This window comes from Arthrobacter yangruifuii (genome assembly GCF_009192775.1).
Taxonomy (GTDB): Bacteria; Actinomycetota; Actinomycetes; order Actinomycetales; family Micrococcaceae; genus Arthrobacter_B; species Arthrobacter_B yangruifuii.
The window spans coordinates 639,788-659,217 of sequence record NZ_VTFX01000001.1 but is presented as its reverse complement, the minus strand read 5'-3'; the positions used below and the strand labels follow the sequence as shown (position 1 = coordinate 659,217).

The 19,430-nt window shown below is 65.6% G+C and carries 18 protein-coding genes; 7 read left to right on the top strand and 11 right to left on the bottom strand.

The features are described 5' to 3' along the window. The first annotated feature begins 7 nt into the window (after positions 1-7). From GD627_RS03220 to GD627_RS03195, 6 genes are all read left to right on the top strand, one after another. Positions 8-934, top strand: coding sequence for an AEC family transporter (locus GD627_RS03220; protein WP_152271324.1), 927 nt, complete (start codon positions 8-10; stop codon positions 932-934). A gap of 139 nt (positions 935-1,073) precedes the next feature. Then, positions 1,074-2,396, top strand: coding sequence for an extracellular solute-binding protein (locus GD627_RS03215; RefSeq protein ID WP_152271323.1), 1,323 nt, complete (start codon positions 1,074-1,076; stop codon positions 2,394-2,396). Then, positions 2,393-3,355 (top strand): carbohydrate ABC transporter permease, encoded by a 963-nt coding sequence (locus GD627_RS03210; protein ID WP_152271322.1) that lies wholly within the window; start codon positions 2,393-2,395, stop codon positions 3,353-3,355. Before GD627_RS03215 ends, GD627_RS03210 begins: the two co-directional genes overlap by 4 nt. After that, positions 3,356-4,198, top strand: coding sequence for a carbohydrate ABC transporter permease (locus tag GD627_RS03205; protein WP_152271321.1), 843 nt, complete (start codon positions 3,356-3,358; stop codon positions 4,196-4,198). It begins immediately after the preceding gene. 39 nt (positions 4,199-4,237) lie between these two features. After that, entirely contained in the window at positions 4,238-5,494 is a 1,257-nt protein-coding gene (locus GD627_RS03200; RefSeq protein ID WP_146360606.1) for an ABC transporter ATP-binding protein, read from the top strand. 107 nt (positions 5,495-5,601) lie between these two features. Next, the gene (locus GD627_RS03195; protein ID WP_152271320.1) at positions 5,602-6,579 is read left to right on the top strand and encodes a hypothetical protein; all 978 of its coding nucleotides are present in this window, start codon (positions 5,602-5,604) and stop codon (positions 6,577-6,579) included. Positions 6,580-6,668: 89 nt separating this feature from the next. Here GD627_RS03195 and GD627_RS03190 read toward each other — a convergent pair whose 3' ends face one another. The 10 genes from GD627_RS03190 to GD627_RS03145 all read right to left on the bottom strand — a co-directional run bounded on the left by GD627_RS03190 (position 6,669) and on the right by GD627_RS03145 (position 17,157). Further along, complete coding sequence (locus GD627_RS03190) at positions 6,669-8,621, bottom strand: NHL domain-containing thioredoxin family protein (RefSeq protein ID WP_152271319.1); 1,953 nt, start codon at positions 8,619-8,621, stop codon at positions 6,669-6,671. Continuing rightward, entirely contained in the window at positions 8,621-10,828 is a 2,208-nt protein-coding gene (locus tag GD627_RS03185; protein ID WP_425481876.1) for a bifunctional copper resistance protein CopD/cytochrome c oxidase assembly protein, read from the bottom strand. Before GD627_RS03185 ends, GD627_RS03190 begins: the two co-directional genes overlap by 1 nt. 182 nt (positions 10,829-11,010) lie before the next feature. After that, positions 11,011-11,298 (bottom strand): HU family DNA-binding protein, encoded by a 288-nt coding sequence (locus GD627_RS03180; RefSeq protein WP_146360598.1) that lies wholly within the window; start codon positions 11,296-11,298, stop codon positions 11,011-11,013. 302 nt (positions 11,299-11,600) lie between these two features. Continuing rightward, on the bottom strand, positions 11,601-11,906 hold the full coding sequence (gene rpsN / locus GD627_RS03175; RefSeq protein ID WP_146360596.1) for a 30S ribosomal protein S14: 306 nt from the start codon (positions 11,904-11,906) through the stop codon (positions 11,601-11,603). 2 nt (positions 11,907-11,908) lie between these two features. Then, positions 11,909-12,076: a 50S ribosomal protein L33 gene (gene rpmG, locus GD627_RS03170; RefSeq protein WP_013602737.1), complete on the bottom strand. Its 168-nt coding sequence runs from the start codon at positions 12,074-12,076 to the stop codon at positions 11,909-11,911. Beyond that, positions 12,076-12,312, bottom strand: coding sequence for a 50S ribosomal protein L28 (gene rpmB / locus GD627_RS03165; RefSeq protein ID WP_146360594.1), 237 nt, complete (start codon positions 12,310-12,312; stop codon positions 12,076-12,078). Before rpmB ends, rpmG begins: the two co-directional genes overlap by 1 nt. 374 nt (positions 12,313-12,686) lie before the next feature. Then, the gene (locus tag GD627_RS03160; RefSeq protein WP_152271317.1) at positions 12,687-13,829 is read right to left on the bottom strand and encodes a glucose-1-phosphate adenylyltransferase family protein; all 1,143 of its coding nucleotides are present in this window, start codon (positions 13,827-13,829) and stop codon (positions 12,687-12,689) included. A 109-nt stretch (positions 13,830-13,938) separates the two neighbouring features. Beyond that, entirely contained in the window at positions 13,939-14,433 is a 495-nt protein-coding gene (locus GD627_RS03155) for a MarR family winged helix-turn-helix transcriptional regulator (protein WP_152271316.1), read from the bottom strand. Positions 14,434-14,574: 141 nt separating this feature from the next. Continuing rightward, on the bottom strand, positions 14,575-16,170 hold the full coding sequence (locus GD627_RS03150; RefSeq protein WP_152271315.1) for an MFS transporter: 1,596 nt from the start codon (positions 16,168-16,170) through the stop codon (positions 14,575-14,577). 210 nt (positions 16,171-16,380) lie between these two features. After that, positions 16,381-17,157: an SGNH/GDSL hydrolase family protein gene (locus GD627_RS03145; protein WP_152271314.1), complete on the bottom strand. Its 777-nt coding sequence runs from the start codon at positions 17,155-17,157 to the stop codon at positions 16,381-16,383. A gap of 132 nt (positions 17,158-17,289) precedes the next feature. Between GD627_RS03145 and GD627_RS03140 the strand changes: the two genes are divergently transcribed. Further along, positions 17,290-18,252, top strand: a complete 963-nt coding sequence (locus GD627_RS03140; RefSeq protein ID WP_152271313.1) for a diacylglycerol/lipid kinase family protein — start codon at positions 17,290-17,292, stop codon at positions 18,250-18,252. A gap of 27 nt (positions 18,253-18,279) precedes the next feature. On the opposite strand, the gene GD627_RS16640 is transcribed toward GD627_RS03140, so the two are convergent. Beyond that, a complete protein-coding gene (locus GD627_RS16640; RefSeq protein WP_210250448.1) occupies positions 18,280-19,242 on the bottom strand; it encodes a M23 family metallopeptidase in 963 nt (320 codons plus the stop codon). Between the last annotated feature and the right edge of the window lie 188 nt (positions 19,243-19,430).

Below are 19,430 nucleotides of genomic sequence, written 5' to 3'. Positions count from 1 at the left end.
GCATCCGGTGCTGGGGGTACTCACCGGATTCGCAGTTGTCTGGATCATCATCCTCACGGGGTACGGCATCGGCCGGCTCGGCGTGCTGGGGGAAAACGCCCAGACCGTCCTGAGCCGTCTGGCGTTCTTCGTCGCGTCCCCCGCACTGCTGCTCATTACCCTCAGCGATGCGGACCTGGACACGGTTTTCTCGTTTCCGCTGCTGGTGGCCGCCCTGAGCGCACTGGTCACGGCCGGCCTGTATGTGCTGGCCACCCGCTGGTGGCTTCACCGTCCGCTGCCCGAGCTCCTCATCTCCGGCATGTCCTCGTCACTGGTGAATGCCGCCAACCTCGGCCTGCCCATCTGCGTGTATGTCCTCGGGGACGCCGCCTACATCGCGCCCGTGCTGATTTTCCAGCTCGCCTTCTACACGCCGTTCTTCCTGATGCTGATGGATTCGGCCACCAGCGGCCGGCGGACCTCACTCCGGGTTTTTGCCGGGCAGGTGGTGCGCAACCCCATCATTGTGGGTTCGCTGATCGGCCTGGTGCTGGGTGCCACCGGCACCGCGCTGCCGGAAATCATCCATGAGCCCGTCTCCCTGATCGGCGGGGCCGCGGTTCCGGCGATGCTGCTTGCCTTCGGCATTTCCCTGGTCGGTTCCCGGCCGCTCACTGCCGACGGCGGCCGCCGGGTCGACGTCGTCCTGGCCTCCGCCTTCAAGCTCATTGTCCAGCCGCTGCTTGCCTTCCTGCTGGCCCGCTTCCTCCTGGGCATGGAGGGACACCTGCTGTTCGCCGTCGTCGTGACCGCATCGCTGCCCACCGCCCAGAATGTGTTCGTTGCCGCGGCCCGCTACGAGGAAGGCGTGCTGGTGGCCAAGGACACCGTCCTGCTCACCACCATTGCCTCGCTTCCGGTCCTTGTCCTGGTGGCAGCGCTGCTGGCCTGACCCGCTATCGGGTTTGGGGCTTCCGATGTGGCGTAAATTACGTTCAAGGCATAGGGTCGAGCCGAAGGCTGCTTAGTGTGCAGTCCGTCTCATGCACGGCTGCAGGGGACGCTTACGACGAGGTGGAGGCACAGTACCGATGCCAAAGGACGCAAGATACTGGGGGCATACCCGGAAAGGGGCACGGGCAGCGGCCGGCGTTGCCCTGGCCCTGGGCGCGACACTCCTATCCGGCTGCGGAACCGACGAGGGCGCAGCCCCGACATTGACCTGGTACATCAACCCCGATGCCGGCGGACAGGCAGAACTCGCGAAGCAGTGCAGTGACGCTTCCGGGGGCGCCTACACCATCGAAACGTCCCTGCTCCCCAATGACGCCGCCGCCCAGCGCGAACAGCTGGCCCGACGGCTGGCAGCCGGGGACAAGAGCATGGACATCATGAGCCTTGACCCGCCCAACGTTCCCGAATATGCCGAACCGGGATATCTGGCACCGGTTCCCGACGATGTTGCCGAGCGCACCACCGAGGGTGTCCTCGAAGGCGCCCTCGCCGGAGCGAAGTGGAAGGACAAAGTCGTCGCGGTCCCGTTCTGGGCCAACACCCAGATCCTCTGGTACCGCAAATCCGTGGCCTCGGCGGCAGGACTGGACATGACCCAGCCCGTGACCTGGGACCAGATCATCGAAGCGGCCAGCAGCCAGGACAAGTACATCGGCGTGCAGGGCGCGCGGGCCGAATCCATGACCGTGTGGGTCAACGCCCTGGTGGCATCGGCCGGCGGCAAGATCGTGGAGAATCCGGATGCCGCGGCGGATGAAATCAAGCTGGGGCTGGACACGGACGCAGGCAAGCAGGCCGCCGAAGTGGTTTCCACAATCGGCAAGGAAGGCCTGGGCGGTCCCGGGCTGCCGACCCAGACGGAAAACACCTCCATGATCCAGTTCCAGGGCGACCAGGGCTCGTTCATGGTCAACTACCCGTTCGTCTGGCCGGCCACCAACGCGTCGGTCGAGGAAGGCGCCTTGCCGGCGTCCCTCATTGACGACATCGGCTGGGCCCTGTATCCGGCCATGAACGAGGGTGAAGAGACTGCTCCCCCGCTGGGCGGCATCAACCTCGGCGTGGGTTCGAATAGCCAGCACCCGGATCTGGCGTACCAGGCCATCGAGTGCATTGTCTCCCCCGAGAACCAGGCCCAGTACTTCGAGACCAACGGCAACCCGCCCTCCAATGAAGCGGCCTACGACTCGCCGGGGCTCGAGGAAACCTTCCCGATGGCACCGACCATCCGGGATTCGCTGGAGCTGGCCGTACCGCGCCCGCAGACCCCGTACTACAACGAAATTTCCACCGGCATCCAGCAGACCTGGACTCCGCCGAGCGACGTCAATCCGGACACCACCCCGGCCGAGAGCCAGGAATTCATCCTCGAAGTCCTTAGAGGGGAGAAACTGCTGTGAGCACTTCCGTCGAAGCGGTCCGGGATGCCCCGGCCCGGTCCACCCAGCCCAAACAGCCACTCAGCGACCGTGCCAAGGCGGAGCGGCGGCTGGGTTTCTGGCTCGCCGGACCCGCTTTCATCATCATGCTGGCGGTCACCGCCTATCCGATCCTCCTGGCACTCTGGGAGTCCCTGTTCAAGTACCGCCTCACGGCTCCGTCGGACCGGGAGTTCATCGGCCTGGGCAACTACGCCACCATCCTTTCGGACACCTTGTTCTGGCGTGACCTCGGCGTCACCGTGCTGATCACCGTCATCACTGTCGTGGTTGAACTGATCCTCGGCTTTGCCCTGGCCCTGATCATGAACAGTGCCCTGAAGGCCGTCCGCGGCTGGCTGCGCACCGCCATCCTCGTGCCGTACGGCATCATCACCGTGGTTTCGGCCTTCGCCTGGTTCTACGCCTTCGACATCAACTCCGGCTACGTCAACAACTGGTTCAGCTGGGTGCCGGGCGTCGACGCCGACCTGAACTGGTTCGCGGATACCTGGACGGCACTGTCAGTCATCATGGCGTCGGAAATCTGGAAGACCACCCCGTTCATCTCGCTGCTGCTGCTCGCCGGCCTGGCCCAGGTCCCCGGCGAACTGACCGAAGCGGCGGAGGTCGACGGCGCCTCCTGGTGGCAGCGGATGTCCAAGGTGATCATCCCGAACATGAAGGCAGCCATCATGGTTGCCGTCCTGTTCCGCGCACTGGACGCCTTCCGCATCTTCGACAACGTGTACATCATGACCAACGGTGCGTACGGGACCGAGGTGCTCTCCCTGCTGGCCTACCGCACGTCGATTACCCGCCTGGAAATCGGCATGGGCTCGGCCGTATCGGTCCTGCTGTTCATCTGCGTGATCATCATCTGCTTCATCGCCATCAAACTGTTCAAAGTGGACCTTTCCGGCGCCCGAGGGGGTAATTAAGTGAAGTCCTCACCTGCCAAACGGCGGACGATTTGGACCATTATTTCGGTTTTGGTTGTCCTGTACGCATTGTTCCCGGTGGCGTCGATCCTCGCGACCTCGTTCAAGCTGCCCAGCGACCTCACCTCCGGGACCTTCCTCCCGACCAAGTGGTCCTTCAGCAACTACGAGCAGATCCTGGTCGGCGATGCGCAGGGGCTGTTCCTGAGCAGCCTGCGCAACTCCATCGGCATCTGCCTGATCTCCACCTTTATCGCGGTCATTCTGGCTACCCTGTGCGCCTACGCCATTGCCCGGCTGGACTTCCCGGGCAAGAAGCTGGTGCTGACCACGGCGCTGGGCGTTTCGATTTTCCCGGTGATCTCCATCGTGACCCCGCTGTTCAACCTGTGGCGCAACATCGGTCTCTATGACACCTGGCCCGGCCTGATCATCCCCTACCTGTCCCTGACACTGCCGATCTCCATCTGGACCCTGGCAGCCTTCTTCCGGCAGATCCCGTGGGAACTCGAGCAGGCCGCGCAGGTTGACGGAGCCACCACATGGCAGGCGTTCCGCAAGGCCATAGTTCCGCTGGCGGCCCCCGGCGTCTTCACCACCGCGATCATCGCGTTCTTCATCGCCTGGAACGACTTCGTGTACGGCATTTCGCTGACCTCCACGGAGGCTGCGCGCCCGGTACCGGCGGCGCTGGCGTTCTTCACCGGCGCATCCCAGTTCGAGGAACCCACCGGAGCCATCTCCGCCGCGGCGATCATTGTCACCATCCCCGTAGTTGTCCTGGTGCTGGCGTTCCAGCGCCAAATCGTCTCCGGCCTAACCCAGGGCGCCGTCAAGGGCTAGTCCCTTCGGCACCCGGACGAAAGAAAAGGATCCCTAACCATGGCATCTATTACCCTCAAGAACCTCGTCAAGAAGTACGGCGACGGTTTCCCGGCCGTCAATGATGTCAGCCTGGACATCGCTGACGGAGAGTTCATCATCCTGGTGGGCCCCTCGGGCTGCGGCAAGTCGACGCTGCTGCGCATGATCGTAGGCCTGGAGGACATCACCTCCGGCGACCTTTTGATCAACGGTGTGCGCGTAAATGACAAGGCACCCCGTGACCGCAACCTGGCCATGGTGTTCCAGAACTACGCGCTCTACCCGCACCTGACCGTGTATGAAAACATTGCCTTCCCGCTGCGCCTGAACAAGGGCAAGTACAAGGAAGAGGAGGTCCGCAAGCTGGTTACCGACGCAGCCGCCACACTGGAACTGACGGATCACCTCGACCGCAAGCCGGCCAACCTTTCCGGCGGCCAGCGCCAGCGGGTGGCCATGGGCCGGGCCATTGTCCGTCAGGCGGACGCGTTCCTCTTCGATGAGCCGCTTTCCAACCTGGACGCCAAGCTGCGCGGCCAGATGCGTGCGGAGATTGCGCAGATGCAGCGCCGCCTCGCCACCACCAGTGTCTACGTGACCCACGACCAGACCGAGGCCATGACCCTGGGTGACCGGGTGGCCGTGCTGAAGAAGGGCGTGCTGCAGCAGGTCGCCTCCCCGCGCGAGCTCTATGAACAGCCCATCAACCTGTTCGTGGCCGGTTTCATCGGATCCCCGTCGATGAACTTCCTGCCCGCAACACTGGAGAACGGCGTCCTGAAGACCTCCGTCGGCGACATCCACATTCCCGAGGACAAGGCGGCGAAGGCTGCCGGCAAAAAGGTGGTCCTGGTCGGCATCCGTCCCGAGTTCTTCGAGGACGCGTCCCTGGTGGAGGAAAGCAAGCGCCACCACGGTTCCACCTTTACGGCACCCATCACCCATACGGAGTGGCTGGGCAACGAGCAGTACGGGTACATCCACTTCGACCCCACCCCCGAGGTGCGGGAACTTCTGGACAACCTGGCCCGTGACATGGACGCTGACGAGCTGCGCCCGCAGGTGGTGGTCACCCTCGACGCCGCCAGCCGGATCCGCGGCGGCCGCGACGCCGAGCTATGGCTGGACACCCGGAAGGTGCACCTGTTCGACCCGGAGACCGGTGAGAACCTGACCCGTGATGCCGATGCCGGTGCCGAGCTGACGGAAGAAGCCAACGCCGCCCGTGCCGAGGAAATCGCCGCTGCCCACGAGACAATGCCGGCGGCTTCCTAGGGCCCCCGCGCCCCGGGGCGCCCGGCCGCCGCCGGGGCTCCTGACACGAAGGCCGGAGCGGGGAACCGATCCGGCCTTCGTTGTTCCGGGCGGGTAACGTAATACCAGTGCAGGGAACATCATCGGTAATCAAGGCAGTGGCCGCCTGGCTGCTTGCCCTCATGCTTACGGTCGCGGCCGCCGTCGTCGTGATCTATTTCGTGAACGCGAAAGCGTACGGCCCTGACCGGCACGTCGAAAGCTATCTGCAGAAGCTCGCGGACGGGGAGGGCGGACAGGCACTGGGACTGCTCAACGCGCAGGTTCCCGATGCCAACGCCGCGCTGCTGGACGGGGATGCGCTCCGGGCCTCGGTCAAGGGACTGCAGGTGCGCAGCATCGGTGCTGCCGAGGACGTCGGCGGGGGCAGGGTTGAAGTCGCGGTGGACTATGCCTACGGCTCCGCTGAAGAGACCGCGCGTTTCGTGCTGGAAAACACCGGCAAACGCTGGTTCTTTTTTGATACCTGGGACTTCGTGCCATCCGCGCTGCCCACCGTGCAGGTGAGTGCCCCGTCCCTGCGCGAAGCAGCCCTCAATGGCGTGCGGGTGACGCTTCCGGAGGGCGCCAACACTTTCGCGGCCTTCCCCCTCTCGCGGGTTGCGGCCTCCTATCAGAGCCAGTATCTGGCCGCCCCGGAGCAGGTGACGCTGGTGACGGCGGAGGGGAATCCGCGGCTCGCCCTGGAGCCGGAGGCCACTAAGGAACTGGTCGCCAAGATCGATGCCGGTATCCGTGAATTCCTCGACAGCTGCACGGCAGCCGACCGGCTGGCACCGCCCGGCTGCCCGTTCTACCACCTCACCAACAACCGGGTGGAACAGCCGATCCGCTGGAGCATCGCGGATTATCCGGAGGTCGAACTGACGCAGGCGGAGGGCCGCTGGGTACTCAGTCCCCTGCGGGGAACCGCCCGCGTCACCGCGACCCAGGTGGACCTGTTCACCGGGGACAAGAGCCCGTTGGTGGCCGAGGAGCCCTTCACATTTACGGCCTCGCTGCGGGTGGACGGAGACAACGTCATGCTCAGCCCGCAGGTGGAGTAACCTTTCGCGCAGACGCGTCAGGCGGCGGCACGGATCCTTCCGTGCCGCCGCCTGACGTTGTTATGGCCGGCGCTCAGTCCAGCGCGCGCTTAGTCCAGTCCGCGCAGGTCCAGGACCAGCTCGGAGTCCCCTCCGGCCTGCAGCACCACCGGGATACCCCAGTCCTGCTGGTACATGTGGCACGCCGCGTGGTCCGGGATCTCGCCGCCGGGCTCGCCGTCGCAGGCCGCTGCGCGGGCCGTGATGTGCAGGACGCCCTCCGTCACGGTGTCGGAAAGGACGAGCTCACGGGTGAGGCCCGTGGCCGTGCCGCCGCCGGAGACCAGCAGTTCCTCCGGCGAAGCGGAGATCTTCAGCTGGGTGGGATCTCCCCACCGGTCATCGAGCTTCTGTCCCCTGGGTGCGGCGAAACGCACGGTGAGGGACAGGGGTCCGGATTCGACGGCAGTCTTGGGGCGCTGCGTCTGCCGGGCTCCCTCGTCCACGGACTGGGCTTCCTTCGGAATCGGCAGGCGGACCAGATGGTGCCGGTTGGACTCGACCACAATGAGCAGCGGTTCGGCGGAGCTGGTGTCCACCAGGACGTCCGAGGGCTCAGAGAGTCCGCGCGCCAAGGTGGAGACGGTGCCGGTCGCGGGATCGTAGCGCCGGACCGCACCGTTGTACGTGTCCGCAATGGCCACGGACCCGTCCGGCAGCACCGCTACGCCCAGCGGGTGCTGCAGCCGGGCCACGGAGGAATCGCCGTCGCGGAACCCGAAATCGAACAGGCCGGTGCCGACGGCGGTGCCCACCGTGACTCCTGCTTCGTCCACCGTGAGGCGGCGCAGCGCCGACGTTTCGGAGTCGGCGACCCAGAGGTTGCCGTCGCCGTCCTCGGCCAGTCCGGAGGACTGGGCGAACCACGCAGCCGATGCCGCGCCGTCGAGCAGGCCCTCCAGGCCAGTGCCGGCAAGGACCGCCACGGCGCCGGAGACCGGATCGAAGCTGAAAATCTGGTGGGTGCCGGCCATGGCAATGACGAGCCGCTGCAGCTTCGAGGACCAGACGAGGTCCCACGGGGAGGACAGCGAAACGTCCAGGGGACGGGCGTCAGCCAGATCCGAGGAGTCAGCCGGAGCGCTGTTGTCCGCTGCTTCCCCGGACCCGGCGGATGACGCGCCCGCCTTGGTCTGGTTCCCGGCATCCAGGAGCCGCTGGACGCCGTTGCCGGCGATGGTCCGCACGGCCCCGGTAGCAAGGTTCACGGAGCGCAGGCGGTGGTTGACCGTGTCCGCCACGACGACGTCGTACCCGGTCTTTTCCGCCACGTCGGCCGGGAGCAGGGCCACGCCCTGGGGTTCGTTGAAGCGTGCCGTTTCCGCACTGCCGTCCTGCCAGCCCTTGGTGCCGTCGCCGATGGTGCGGCGGACAGCCGTCAGGTCGGCATCCAGTTCCACGAGGCGGTGATGGCCGGTATCGGCGACCAGGAAGGTACCCCCGGGCAGCGCGGTCACCTTTCCCGGGAAGCGAAGGTCCCCGGCACTGGGCTCCGCGGGGACGTAGGGGCCGTCGCCGCGGTGCAGCGTCCCCTTTGCCTCGTGCTCCTCGACCAGCTCGGCCACCAGCGATTCCAGGCCCGCTGCGTGCCCTTCACCGGACAGGTGCGCCACGATGTACCCCTCCGGGTCCAGGACCACCAGGGTGGGCCAGGCGCGGGCGGTGTAGGCCTGCCAGGTCAGCAGCTCCGGGTCATCCAGTACGGGATGGTGGATTTCATAGCGTTCGACGGCGGCTGCGAGAGCCACCGGATCCGCTTCATGCTCGAACTTGGGGGAATGCACCCCCACGGTGACCAGCACATCCGAGTATTTCTCTTCCAGGGGCCGGAGCTCGTCCAGCACGTGCAGGCAGTTGATGCAGCAGAAGGTCCAGAAATCCAGCAACACGATCTTGCCGCGGAGATCCTCCAGGTTCAGCTGCCGGCCGCCGGTGTTCAGCCAGTTGCGGCCCTCGAGCTCCGAGGCCCGCACCCGGTATCCGGCGCGCACGGTTTCAGTCATTAACGATCTCCTTGATCCGGGGTCCCGGCGTCACGCTGGGCCAGGTTTGCAAACATGTTGTTGTAAGCGGTGAGATCGGCGTCGTTATTCCGCTCGGCTGCACGATCGGAGCGCCGGGTCTCCCGTGCGTCGCTCCTGGACCACTGATATGCCACCCCGATGGCCACGAAGAGCGTCGGGATTTCGCCGATGCCCCACATCAGCGAGCCGCCCAGCTGCTGGTCCGCCAGGGCGGACAGCCCCCATTCCCGACCCATGTTCCCGAAGTAGGACGCCTGGATGAGCGCGGTGCCGCCCATCACCGCCACCCCGAAGAAGGCATGGAAGGCCATGGTGGCGAGCAGGATCACCAGCCGGAGCGGATACGGTGCACGGTTGGGCAGGGGGTCGATGCCGATCATCGTCAGGATGAAGATGTAGCCGGTGAGCAGGAAGTGCACCACCATCAGCTCGTGCCCCACATGCTCACGCAGGGCGAAGCCGAAGAGGTCTGAATAGTAAAAGACCACAATGGAGCCGGCGAAGTTCACTGCGGCGAAGACCGGGTTGGTGACGATCTTCGAGAAGCGCGAGTGCACTCCTATGAGGATCCATTCGCGGATGCCCCGGGTGCCGTCCGTCCGCGGTGTCAGGGCCTTGAGCGCCAGGGTGACCGGTGCGCCGAGGACCAGGAACAGCGGAACCACCATGGTCAGGGCCATGTGCCCCAGCATGTGGGTGCTGAACAGGACCATGCCGTAGACCGCCGGTGCGCCGGAGGTGATGTATCCCAGCGCCAGCAGGCCGGTCAGCCAGCAGGCTGCACGCAGGAGCGGCCACTTGTCTCCGCGGCGCCGGACCTTGACCAGGCCGATGAGGTAGGCGGTGGCCAGGGTCAGGATGATTGCCACCCACAGCCAGTCCGGCCGCCATTCGGTCAGGTAGCGTTCGCCGGTCAGCTCCGGGGGAAGGTCGTAGCCGGTGAGGATGCGGGCTGGCGAGGCATTCGTGGGAAGCTCCTCCGAGCGCGGCGGCGCGGTGCGGCCCAGTGCAACGGCCACACCGGACACGGCTCCCATGATGGCCAGTTCCACGGTAATGAGCTGCCAGAGCACGCGCTGGGCGGAGAGGCCGCCCTGCTGGACACCGCCGGTGCTGCCTTCCCGCGCAGGGGTCCGGGACGGGTTGGCACCGGCAAGCCGGGGGATAACCCAGCGGCGGTGCATCAGCCCCAGGATCCCCAGCAGGAGCGTCAGTGCTGCCTTGAAGAGCACGAGCGCTCCCCACGGCGTACCGAGCTGGTCCAGCGAGGTGATCCGCAGGGACGCGTTCACGACGCCGGAGAGGAACACCAGCGCAAAGGCGAAGCCTGCGAGGGCCGAGAACCGGGTGAGTACCACTCCGGTAATGGAACCGAGCTGCCGGGAGATGACGGCCAGGACAATGATTCCGCCGATCCACAGGCACACGCCCAGCAGGTGCAGCCCGATGGAATTCACGGCCGCAGAATGGTCGTCTCCGCCGGCCGAATGGCCGATAAGCGCCTGGGGCAGCAGGGCACCGACGGAAAGGACCAGGGTAAACGCCAGCATGCCGACGGACCGCACGCCGAAGGTCAGGGCCGTGACCACGGCGGCAATAATGCTCACGGCAAGCCAGGCCCGGCCCGTGGAGAAGTCCGTCAGGAAGGATCCCAGCCCCGCTGTGTACCCCGCGTCAAAGCCCAGCGGCAGGCCGGAAACGTCCGAATACGTCAAGACCATCACGGCCAGGGCGGAAAGCGTCCACACCACGGACGCCGCGGAGGTCAGGGCCAGGGCACGGGTAAACGCGGGATGCTCCGGCTCGGCGGGCGCCTGCCGGCCGGACGCCGACTTGCGGACCCGCCGGAAGTTGAGGTTCTTGGGAAGGATCCCCACCGCAAAGACCAGGGAGCCGATCACCGCGGCCATGGAGATATTCTGCAGGGCCTTGGCTGCCGGAAGTCCCCAGCGGGTCAGTGACCCGGCGTCCCCCAGCTGAGCGGCGCCGGCCGCCCCGGAAAACAGCAGGGCAGCGGCCAGAACCAGGAACACGAGCGCAAAGGAGGCAGCAAGCCAGCCGCTGCGCACGGCGGGAACGGCTTTCCCGGCCTCGCCTGCCGCGCGTGGAGCGCCGCCCTTGCCGGGCTGCGCAAGCAGATCAGTCCCGGCGGAGCGGGCGGACTGGTTTTTTACGGATTTGGGCACAGTATCCATTCTCTACCCGCTGTAAAAATAGGGCCAATCCCGGCGCGGAACCTGAGCGCCCCGTGGCCTCCGCTAAGTCCCCGGGCGGATCCGGGGATTCGTGCCGCCCGCAGACGCAGGAGGACCGGCACCCCCAGGGTGCCGGTCCTCCTCAAGCTGCGGCACACGGCCGCGGCGTGATGCTACTTCTTGGTGGAGACAGCGGCCTTCAGCTTGGAGCCGGCGGTCAGCTTAACGCTGTGGCCTGCCGGGATCTGAATGGTTTCGCCGGTCTGCGGGTTGCGGCCCGTACGTGCAGCGCGGTCGGTGCGCTCAACTGCCAGGTAGCCCGGGATGGTGATCTTCTCGCCCTTGGAAACGGAATCGACGAAGATGTCGAAGACGGCATCCAGCACGCCGTTCACTGCGGTCTGGCTGTTGCCGGACTTCTCTGCAACTGCGGCAACAAGTTCACTGCGGTTCATAGCCAATTTATGTCCTCCTGGACTCTGGATAATTCGAGCGGATCGCGGATGCGAAACCACCTCTGTTCGAAAACTTACCAGCTTGGACCCCCAACTCCCGCAAAATCCGCTGTATTCAGCGGATTTTTCCGGATTTTCGGGTCGAAAAGCGGCTTTTGCTCCCCCCGAAGGATCAACTCGCCCAACAGGCTGCCGCGCACTGCCCGCCGGCGCCGACGGGGCAACCAGCGCCGCCCCGACCCTGCCCTAACAGCAAAAAAGGACGGCCCCCGTCAGGGGACCGTCCTTTTTACAGCGGTAGGCAGTGCTTACCAGCTGGACTTCTTGATACCCGGCAGTTCGCCTGCATGGGCCATGTTGCGGAAACGCACACGCGAGATACCGAACTTCTGGAGGGTACCGCGGGGGCGGCCGTCAATCTGGTCGCGGTTGCGGAGGCGGACCGGGGAAGCGTTGCGCGGGAGCTTCTGCAGGCCGAGGCGTGCAGCTTCGCGGGCTTCGTCGGTAGCGTTCGCGTCTACCAGGGTCTTCTTCAGTTCGAGGCGCTTGGCAGCGTAACGCTCAACAACAACCTTGCGCTGCTCGTTGCGGGCAATCTTGGACTTCTTTGCCATTCTTAGCGCTCCTCACGGAATTCGACGTGCTGGCGGATCTTGGGATCGTACTTCTTCAGAACCATACGATCCGGATCGTTGCGACGGTTCTTGCGAGTTACGTAGGTGTAGCCGGTGCCCGCAGTGGACTTCAGCTTGATGATCGGACGTACGTCCTTATCCTTAGCCACTACAGCTTCACACCCTTCGCGATCAGGTCGGTAACAACAGCGTCGATGCCGCGGATGTCAATCGTCTTGATGCCGCGTGCAGAAACCTGCAGCGTCACGTTGCGGCGCAGGGACGGAACCCAGTAGCGCTTCTTCTGAATATTCGGGTCGAACCGACGCTTGTTGCGGCGGTGCGAGTGCGAAATGCTGTGACCAAAGCCGGGGATGGCTCCGGTTACCTGGCAGTAAGCTGCCATGATCTCTCCTCCAGTTGTAGTAAATATGACGGTCCTCAAAAAACAGACACAAGGCCAAAGCGCCTAAGCACCTGCCATAAAGAGCGTCCCGCCACCAGTTTTGACACCGTTATTACTGCGACTTTCCGGAGGTTGACCTGGCGGGGTGAGATCCAGCCGAAGTGCCTCGCCGCGGGGAAGACGGTGAAGTTCAGGCGGCCGAACGGGAGAACCCGGCTCGACAGCCTTCAATTCTAGGTTTATACGGGTGGCCGTGCAAATGTTCTCCTGCCCGCGCGAAGCGGAACAGGTTAACACACACACGACTTAACGCCTCTCTATCCTAGGGGCATCGGGCGTTTCGTTCAAACTCGCAGGTACCTGCGTGCCGGGTATCACGACGACGGCGGGTCCACCTTGGAATCGCGCCCCACCACCGCCACGCCGTTTTCCGGGTCCAGCTCCGCCCCGTCCAGTTCCCGGCCCGCGCCGATCACCGTAGTGGAGTCCACAATCAGGTTGGCGATGCGGGCACCGGACCGGACCACCACACCGTCCAGCAGCACGCAGTTATCCACCTCGGCGCCGGCTTCCACCACCGTTCCGGCGCTGAGAACGCTGCGGCGGACGGTGCCTTCAACCCGCGCCCCGGGAGACAGCAGGCTGCGGACCGCAACGCCGTCGGGCCCCACATACGCGGGCAGACGGCGCGGACTGGCGGAAAGGATCGGCCAGCCGGGATCGTCAAAGTCCAGGCCCCGGCCGTCAATCAGGTCCTGATGTGCCTGGTGGTAGCTGCGCGGGGTGCCCATGTCCCGCCAGTAGCCGGGCAGCCGGTATTCCACCACCTTTTCCGTCTCCACCAGATAGGGAATGAGCTGGTCGCCGTAGTCCTCGAGCTGCCCGTCCCGCTGCACCAGGGTGTCCAGCGCCTTCAACAGGACATCTGTCTCATAAAGGAAGATCTCCGCAGCCACCAGGTCCGTTTTCGGGTTCTTGGGCTTGTAGTCGAATCCGGTGACCAATCCTCCGGAAACCTCCACCACCCCGTGGTCACCCGGGTTGTTGTTGATGCGGGTGGTCACCATGGTCAGGGCGGCGCCGCTTTCCTGATGGGCCTCGACGACGTCGCGGTAATCCAGCCGGTACAGATGATCGGCACTCAGGACAAGGACGAGGTCCGGATCAAACTCGCGGATGTAGTCCGCCTGGCGGTACAGGGCGTCGGCGTTGCCCTGGGCGAAGCCTTCACCGCCGCCGCCCTGGAAGGGTGGGAGCACCCGCAGTCCGCCCTGGGTGCGGTCCAGGTCCCAGGGCCTACCGCTGACCAGCTGGTCATTGAGGGACTGGGGCTTGTACTGCTCCACGATCCATACATCGCCGAAGCCGCTGTTGTGGAGGTTGGAGAGGGAAATATCGATCAGGTTGTAGGACCCGGCGACAGGGATGGCCGGTTTCGCCCGGTGGTCCGTCAAGCTTCCCAACCGGCCGCCGGCGCCGCCGGCGAGAATGACGGTCAGGATTCGGGGTACGCGCATGCTGTGGTGCCTCTCATCGTGCCGTGGATAGCGTTCGTATCGTTCGGTGATTCGGTACTGTCCACGCTAACAAGAGCAGGCCCCCGGGCAACAAGTTGACTTCGGCGGGCTAGGGCGCCTGGTCCGGGCCGAGGATACCGTTGCAGGGGTCGAGCCGGGCGAGGATTTTCTTCCCCACCCGCTCCAGATCGGCAACGTCCTTGTCCGAGAGCCCGTCAAAGACGGCCTGCCGCACGCTCTCGACATGGTCCGGCGCCAGCTGCGCCAGGGCGGCCATCCCCTCGTCCGTCAGGGCCGCCGTCGTAACCCGCGCGTCCGACGGCGAGGGGGTCCGGGACATCCAGCCGCGCTGTTCGAGTTTCTTGACTACGTGGGACAGGCGCGAAAGGGAGGCATTGGACCGCGCCGCCAGCTCGCTCATGGGCAGGGACCTGTTCTCGGCCTCGGACAGCATGGCGAGGACGTGGTAATCAAAGAGCGTAATCCGGGCGCGGCGGAACAGATCGGCGTCGAGCGTGGCGGGCAGCAGGCTCGACACGGCGAACAGTGCCAGCCAGGCCTGGCGCTCGCCCGGGCTGAGCCAGCGCGGGGCGTTTTCGGTCATGCCGGCCGTCCTCTCGTGGAAACTTTAGGGTTCAATCATCGCAGGCAGGGCGCAGCGGGCCAACCGGCCCCCGGAAACAGGCCGGCCGGACACCCGGGGGCGTCCGGCCGGTCCGGCAGGCGGATGGCTCAGGCGGTCCGGCTAACGGCCGGTGCCGGCATCCGCGGCCTCGGCGGAGCCTGCAGTCCCGCCGGAGGCAGCAGGTGCCTGCTGGCTGCCCAGCGTGTCGAACGGCAACGCGTCGACGTCGAGCAGCGGGTTTTCATCCTGGCCGGCGACCAGTTCGCGTGCCTCGGCGTGGGTGTCCACACTCGGCATGGAACCGGGCATCGGCCGGTTGGCGGATTCCTTCATGAAGACAACTGCGATGGCACCGGCCACGGAGGTGAACATCAGCCAGTACGCCGGGGCCATGTCATTGTCCGTGAGGGTAATCAGGCCCTGCATGATCAGCGGAGCGGTGCCGCCGAAGACGGCGGTGGCAATGTTGTAGGAGATGCCCATGGCACCGTAGCGGCTGGAGGTCTGGAACAGGGAGGGCAGCGTGGCGGCCAGGTTGCCCACGTAGAAGGTCACCGGGACGGCGAGCAGCAGCAGGCCCAGCAGCGTAGTGACAACCGGTCCCTGGCCAATCAGCACAAAGGCAGGAACAGCCAGCACGATGGTGGATCCGGCACCGATCCACAGCACGGGGCGGCGGCCGATCCGGTCCGAGAGCTTGCCGGCGAGCGGAATGCACAGGGCCATCAACACCAGGACGGGGATGGTCAGCAGGGTGCCGTGGATCGGGTCGTAGCCCTTGGAATCGGTCAGGTAGGACGGCATGTAGGACGTCAGCGCGTAGCCCACCGAGTTGACGGCGGCCACGAGGACCATGGCCAGAACGATCGGGCGCCAGTAGGCACGGAAAATTCCCACGGTGCCCAGGGAATCGGTTTCGTCACCGGCCTTGGCACTGGCTTCCTGGGCGTCCAGCGTGGCCTGGAAGGCCGGGGATTCTTCGATTTTCAGCCGGAAGTAGATCGCGATGGCACCCAGCGGTCCCGCAACGAGGAAGGGAATGCGCCACCCCCAGCCCACCATGTCGGACTCGGAAAGCAGCAGCTGCATCACCGAAACGACGGCGGCACCCAGGGCAAAGCCCATGTAACTGCCCAGGTCCAGGATGCTGGCCAGGAAACCCCGACGCTTGTCGGAGGCGTATTCCGAGACGAAGGTGGTGGCACCGGCATACTCGCCGCCGGTGGAGAAGCCCTGCAGCAGCTTCATAAGCACCAGCAGGATCGGAGCCCAGATGCCGATGGTGTCGTAGCCGGGCAGCAGGCCGATGGCAAAAGTGGAAGCGGCCATCATGAGCAGCGTGATGGCCAAGGTCTTCTGCCGGCCGATGCGGTCACCGAGGCGGCCAAAGACAACACCGCCCAGCGGGCGGGCAATGAAGGTTGCCGCGAAGACGCCGAGGCTGAAGAGCAGCTGTGCGTCCTTGTCGGCTTCAGAGAGGAAGACGGCACCCATGGTGACGGCCAGATAGCCGTAGACACCGACGTCGAACCATTCCATGGTGTTGCCGACGACGGTGCCGCCGACAGCCTTTTTCATCATGGACTTGTCGACGACATTTACGTCGCCCACCTCAAGGCGGCGGCGCCGCAGGGGGGACCTGCGGGTCCTGCGGGCCGTCGATGTGGACGGTGCATCCGGGGTTCCGGAAATGTGGGGCGGTGCATCTTTCGACATGTGGGCCTTCCCTCGATCGAAGTCGGCTGCTGAGACAAAAGCAGCCGCCCGAGCACCACACGGTGCCGGGCAGACCTACAAGTTTAGGAAATTGCACCGAAGGCAACGAATCGGGAAGCGTCAATGCGCCCGTCAGCGGCACGCCCGGGACCGGAACTGGTCAGCAAACAAAGTACTTATCGCGGATAGTGTGAATTGCCGCACAATCCCCTAGGAAACGGGCAGGGGCGGGTGCGTCAGCACCGGATAGCGGGGGCTGAGGTTGTCTCCGGAAGAGACTCCGCGGAGCCGCCGGCTGACCCACGGACCAAGGTATTCGCGGGCCCACTGGGCGTCCCGGCGGAGCTGCTCCACGCGGTTGCGGGCCGGCTGCTCCTCCAGCTCCGGAGTGTCGATGGCATCGGTGCCGCGGAGCACCTCCAGCACCTTCTTCGCGGTGAGCATGTGACCGGCCGGGGACATGTGGAGGCGGTCCACCGCCCAGTACCGCTCGTCCTGCAGATTCTTCATCCGCCAGTAGTCCACCAGCACGGCGCCGTTGTTCTCCACTGCCTCGCGCACCAGTTCGTTGTAGAGTGCCGTGCGTCCGCGGGTACGGCCGAATACCGGGGAGCTGCCGGAGTCGAACCCGGTGAAAACCAGCACGGCGGCTCCGCTGGCACACAGCTTGGCAATCCCGGCGTCATAGGCGGCAACGATGCCGTCAATGTCCACCTTGGGCCGGAGGATGTCATTGCCGCCGGCATAGATGGTGACCAGGGTGGGTGACATTGCCAAGGCGGCGTCCACCTGTTCGTTCAGGACCTGGTGCAGCTTCTTACCCCGGATGGCGAGGTTGGCATAGCCCCAGGAACTGTCAGCCAGCACCAGCTGTTCGGCCACGCGGTCCGCCCAGCCGCGCACCCCGTTGGGGCGCGACTCGTCGTCATCCCCCACGCCTTCCGTAAACGAATCTCCAAGGGCCACGTACCGCTGCTCAAAAGTCACCCCAACAGGCTACAAGCATCCGGGAGTTCCTGCGTTCACGCCCCGTCTACCGCGGCAGCCGTCTGCAGGCTGATGGTCGGGCTAGACTCAGACCCGAACCTAAAAAGTACGCATGCTTACGATAAGGACGCCATGACCAGCCCAGAGACCCCGGTACGCCAACGCGCCGCTGTCATTGTGAACCCGATCAAGAAGACGGACTTCGACGTTCGCGTGCGTGTGGCCGAGATCTGCGCGGATGAAGGCTGGGATGAGCCCCTGTTCTTCGAGACCGAGGAGGAGGATCCGGGACATTCAATGACACGCAAGGCCATGGAGGCCGGCGTCGACCTGGTCATAGCGGCCGGCGGAGACGGTACCGTCCGGTGTGTGGCCGCCGAGCTGGCCGGCACTTCCTTCCCCATGGGCCTGCTGCCGCTGGGCACCGGGAACCTGCTGGCACGCAACCTGGACATCGGCGTCGACGATCCGGAGCAGGCGGTCCGTGCCGCCCTGAACGGAACCGAGAGGCGCATCGACGTCGTCCACGTGACCGTTGACGAGGCAGTGGACAGCGATACTTTCCTGGTCATGGCGGGACTCGGTTACGACGCCGGCATGATGGCGGACACGAGGGACGCCCTGAAGGACAAGATCGGCTGGCTGGCCTACGTGGATGCGGGCATCCGGAACCTTCCCGGAAAGCCCGTGAAGACCACCATTTCGATTGACGGCGGCAAGCCGGTCCACCGCCGGCTGCGCAGTGTGATGGGTGGAAACTGCGGCAAGATCACCGGCGGCCTGGAGATTTTCCCGGGCGCCAAACTGGATGACGGCCTGCTGGACATCCTGACCCTGGCCCCGAAGGGCAGGCTGGGCTGGGTGGGCGTGGTCACCGGACTGCTGCGCCGGGGCAGGGGCAGCAGCACCGCGGTGGAGTATTACCAGGGCAAGCGTGCCGAGGTGTGGGCAGAGTCCCCGCTGGACTTCGAAATGGACGGGGACCATCTGGGCAGCGCCACCCACATCCTCTTCGAGATGGAAGCCGGCGCGCTGCGCATCCGGATGCCCCACGGCAAGAAGGATCCGGCTGTTCTCACCAACCCGGTGCCGTAGCCCCCGCCGGCCGCCCCGGCGGGCCGGCTACAGCCAGCCCATCGGGTCTTCGTAGTCTCCGTGCCGCAGCACCTCGAAGTGCAGGTGCGGTCCGGTGGAGTTGCCGGTACTGCCGACGCCGCCGACCACCGTTGCAGCGTCCACCGTCTGCCCCACGCTGACGTCGATGCTGCTGAGGTGGTTGTAGGTGGTCTGCACGCCGTCGCCGTGGTCAATGACCACGCGCAGTCCGCCGCCGCCGGTGGTATGCCAGCCGGCTTCGGTCACGGTTCCGCCAAGCATGGCCTTCACGGGCGTTCCGGTGACGGCACCGAAGTCCGTGCCGGTATGGAATTCCAGGGAGCCGGGGGCCAGCGGGTTGTTCCTGTTGCCGAAGGGCGAGGTGACCACCATGTCATCCACGGGCGGCACCGGTCCCTGGACCGGTTCGGGAGCGGGTTCGGGAGCGGGCTCCGGGGCGGCCTCCGGGGCGGGCGCGGCTTCCGCCGCTGCGGGCGCTGCGGGGTCTGCCTGCGAGGGGCTGTCCGGGCCGTTGCCGGCCGCTTCGTTCCCGGCCGCTTCGTTTCCGGCCGTTCCGGTCCCGGCCGCGCCGTTCCCGGTGGCTCCGTTCCCGGTCCAGTCGGCAGACAGCTCAGTGACCACCACGTGACGTTCGATCTGCAGGTCCGGTTCCGCGGCACCGGCCGTGCCGGTGACCAGACCGCCGAGCGCGACGGCTGCGGCGATGGACAGCGCGCCGGTGCGGCGGCTGGGGGCGTCGAGCCCCTCGAACCAGTTCCTGACGGAGGCACCCAGTTCCCGGCTGCGGTCCCCCAGCTTCCGTGCCGAGGTTCCGATCTCCGTACCGGCCCGGCTGCCCAGATCGGCGGCCCGGGTGCGGACATCACGGAGCGTGCGGAGCCGAACCGGGGATTCGGCGGTCTTTGATTCGGTGGTCTTTGATTCGGCGGTCTTGCAACGGGAAGAGTTGAAGAAGTGCTCGGTCAACAATCACCTCAGTGTGCGTTGGTCAAGGACTCTATGGCGATGAAAGGCCGTGCCGCGCCCGGGCAGTGTTCACCGGGCCGCGGAGGCTGTGCAGCCGGATGAATCCCACGCCGCCGGCCGGACCGTCCAGGTCCGCCGATCAGCGCGCCGGCCTGTCTTCAATTCTAAAAACGGGCGGGCGCCGCTGTCCG

What these genes read in the sequence shown, in the direction of transcription:
- GD627_RS03215 (WP_152271323.1), top strand. Translation starts at nt 1,074, where the DNA reads ATGCCAAAGGACGCAAGATACTGGGGGCATACCCGGAAAGGGGCACGG.
- GD627_RS03200 (WP_146360606.1), top strand. Translation starts at nt 4,238, where the DNA reads ATGGCATCTATTACCCTCAAGAACCTCGTCAAGAAGTACGGCGACGGT.
- GD627_RS03190 (WP_152271319.1), bottom strand. Translation starts at nt 8,621, where the DNA reads ATGACTGAAACCGTGCGCGCCGGATACCGGGTGCGGGCCTCGGAGCTC.
- rpsN (WP_146360596.1), bottom strand. Translation starts at nt 11,906, where the DNA reads ATGGCAAAGAAGTCCAAGATTGCCCGCAACGAGCAGCGCAAGGTTGTT.
- rpmB (WP_146360594.1), bottom strand. Translation starts at nt 12,312, where the DNA reads ATGGCAGCTTACTGCCAGGTAACCGGAGCCATCCCCGGCTTTGGTCAC.
- GD627_RS03160 (WP_152271317.1), bottom strand. Translation starts at nt 13,829, where the DNA reads ATGCGCGTACCCCGAATCCTGACCGTCATTCTCGCCGGCGGCGCCGGC.
- GD627_RS03155 (WP_152271316.1), bottom strand. Translation starts at nt 14,433, where the DNA reads ATGACCGAAAACGCCCCGCGCTGGCTCAGCCCGGGCGAGCGCCAGGCC.
- GD627_RS03150 (WP_152271315.1), bottom strand. Translation starts at nt 16,170, where the DNA reads ATGTCGAAAGATGCACCGCCCCACATTTCCGGAACCCCGGATGCACCG.
- GD627_RS03140 (WP_152271313.1), top strand. Translation starts at nt 17,290, where the DNA reads ATGACCAGCCCAGAGACCCCGGTACGCCAACGCGCCGCTGTCATTGTG.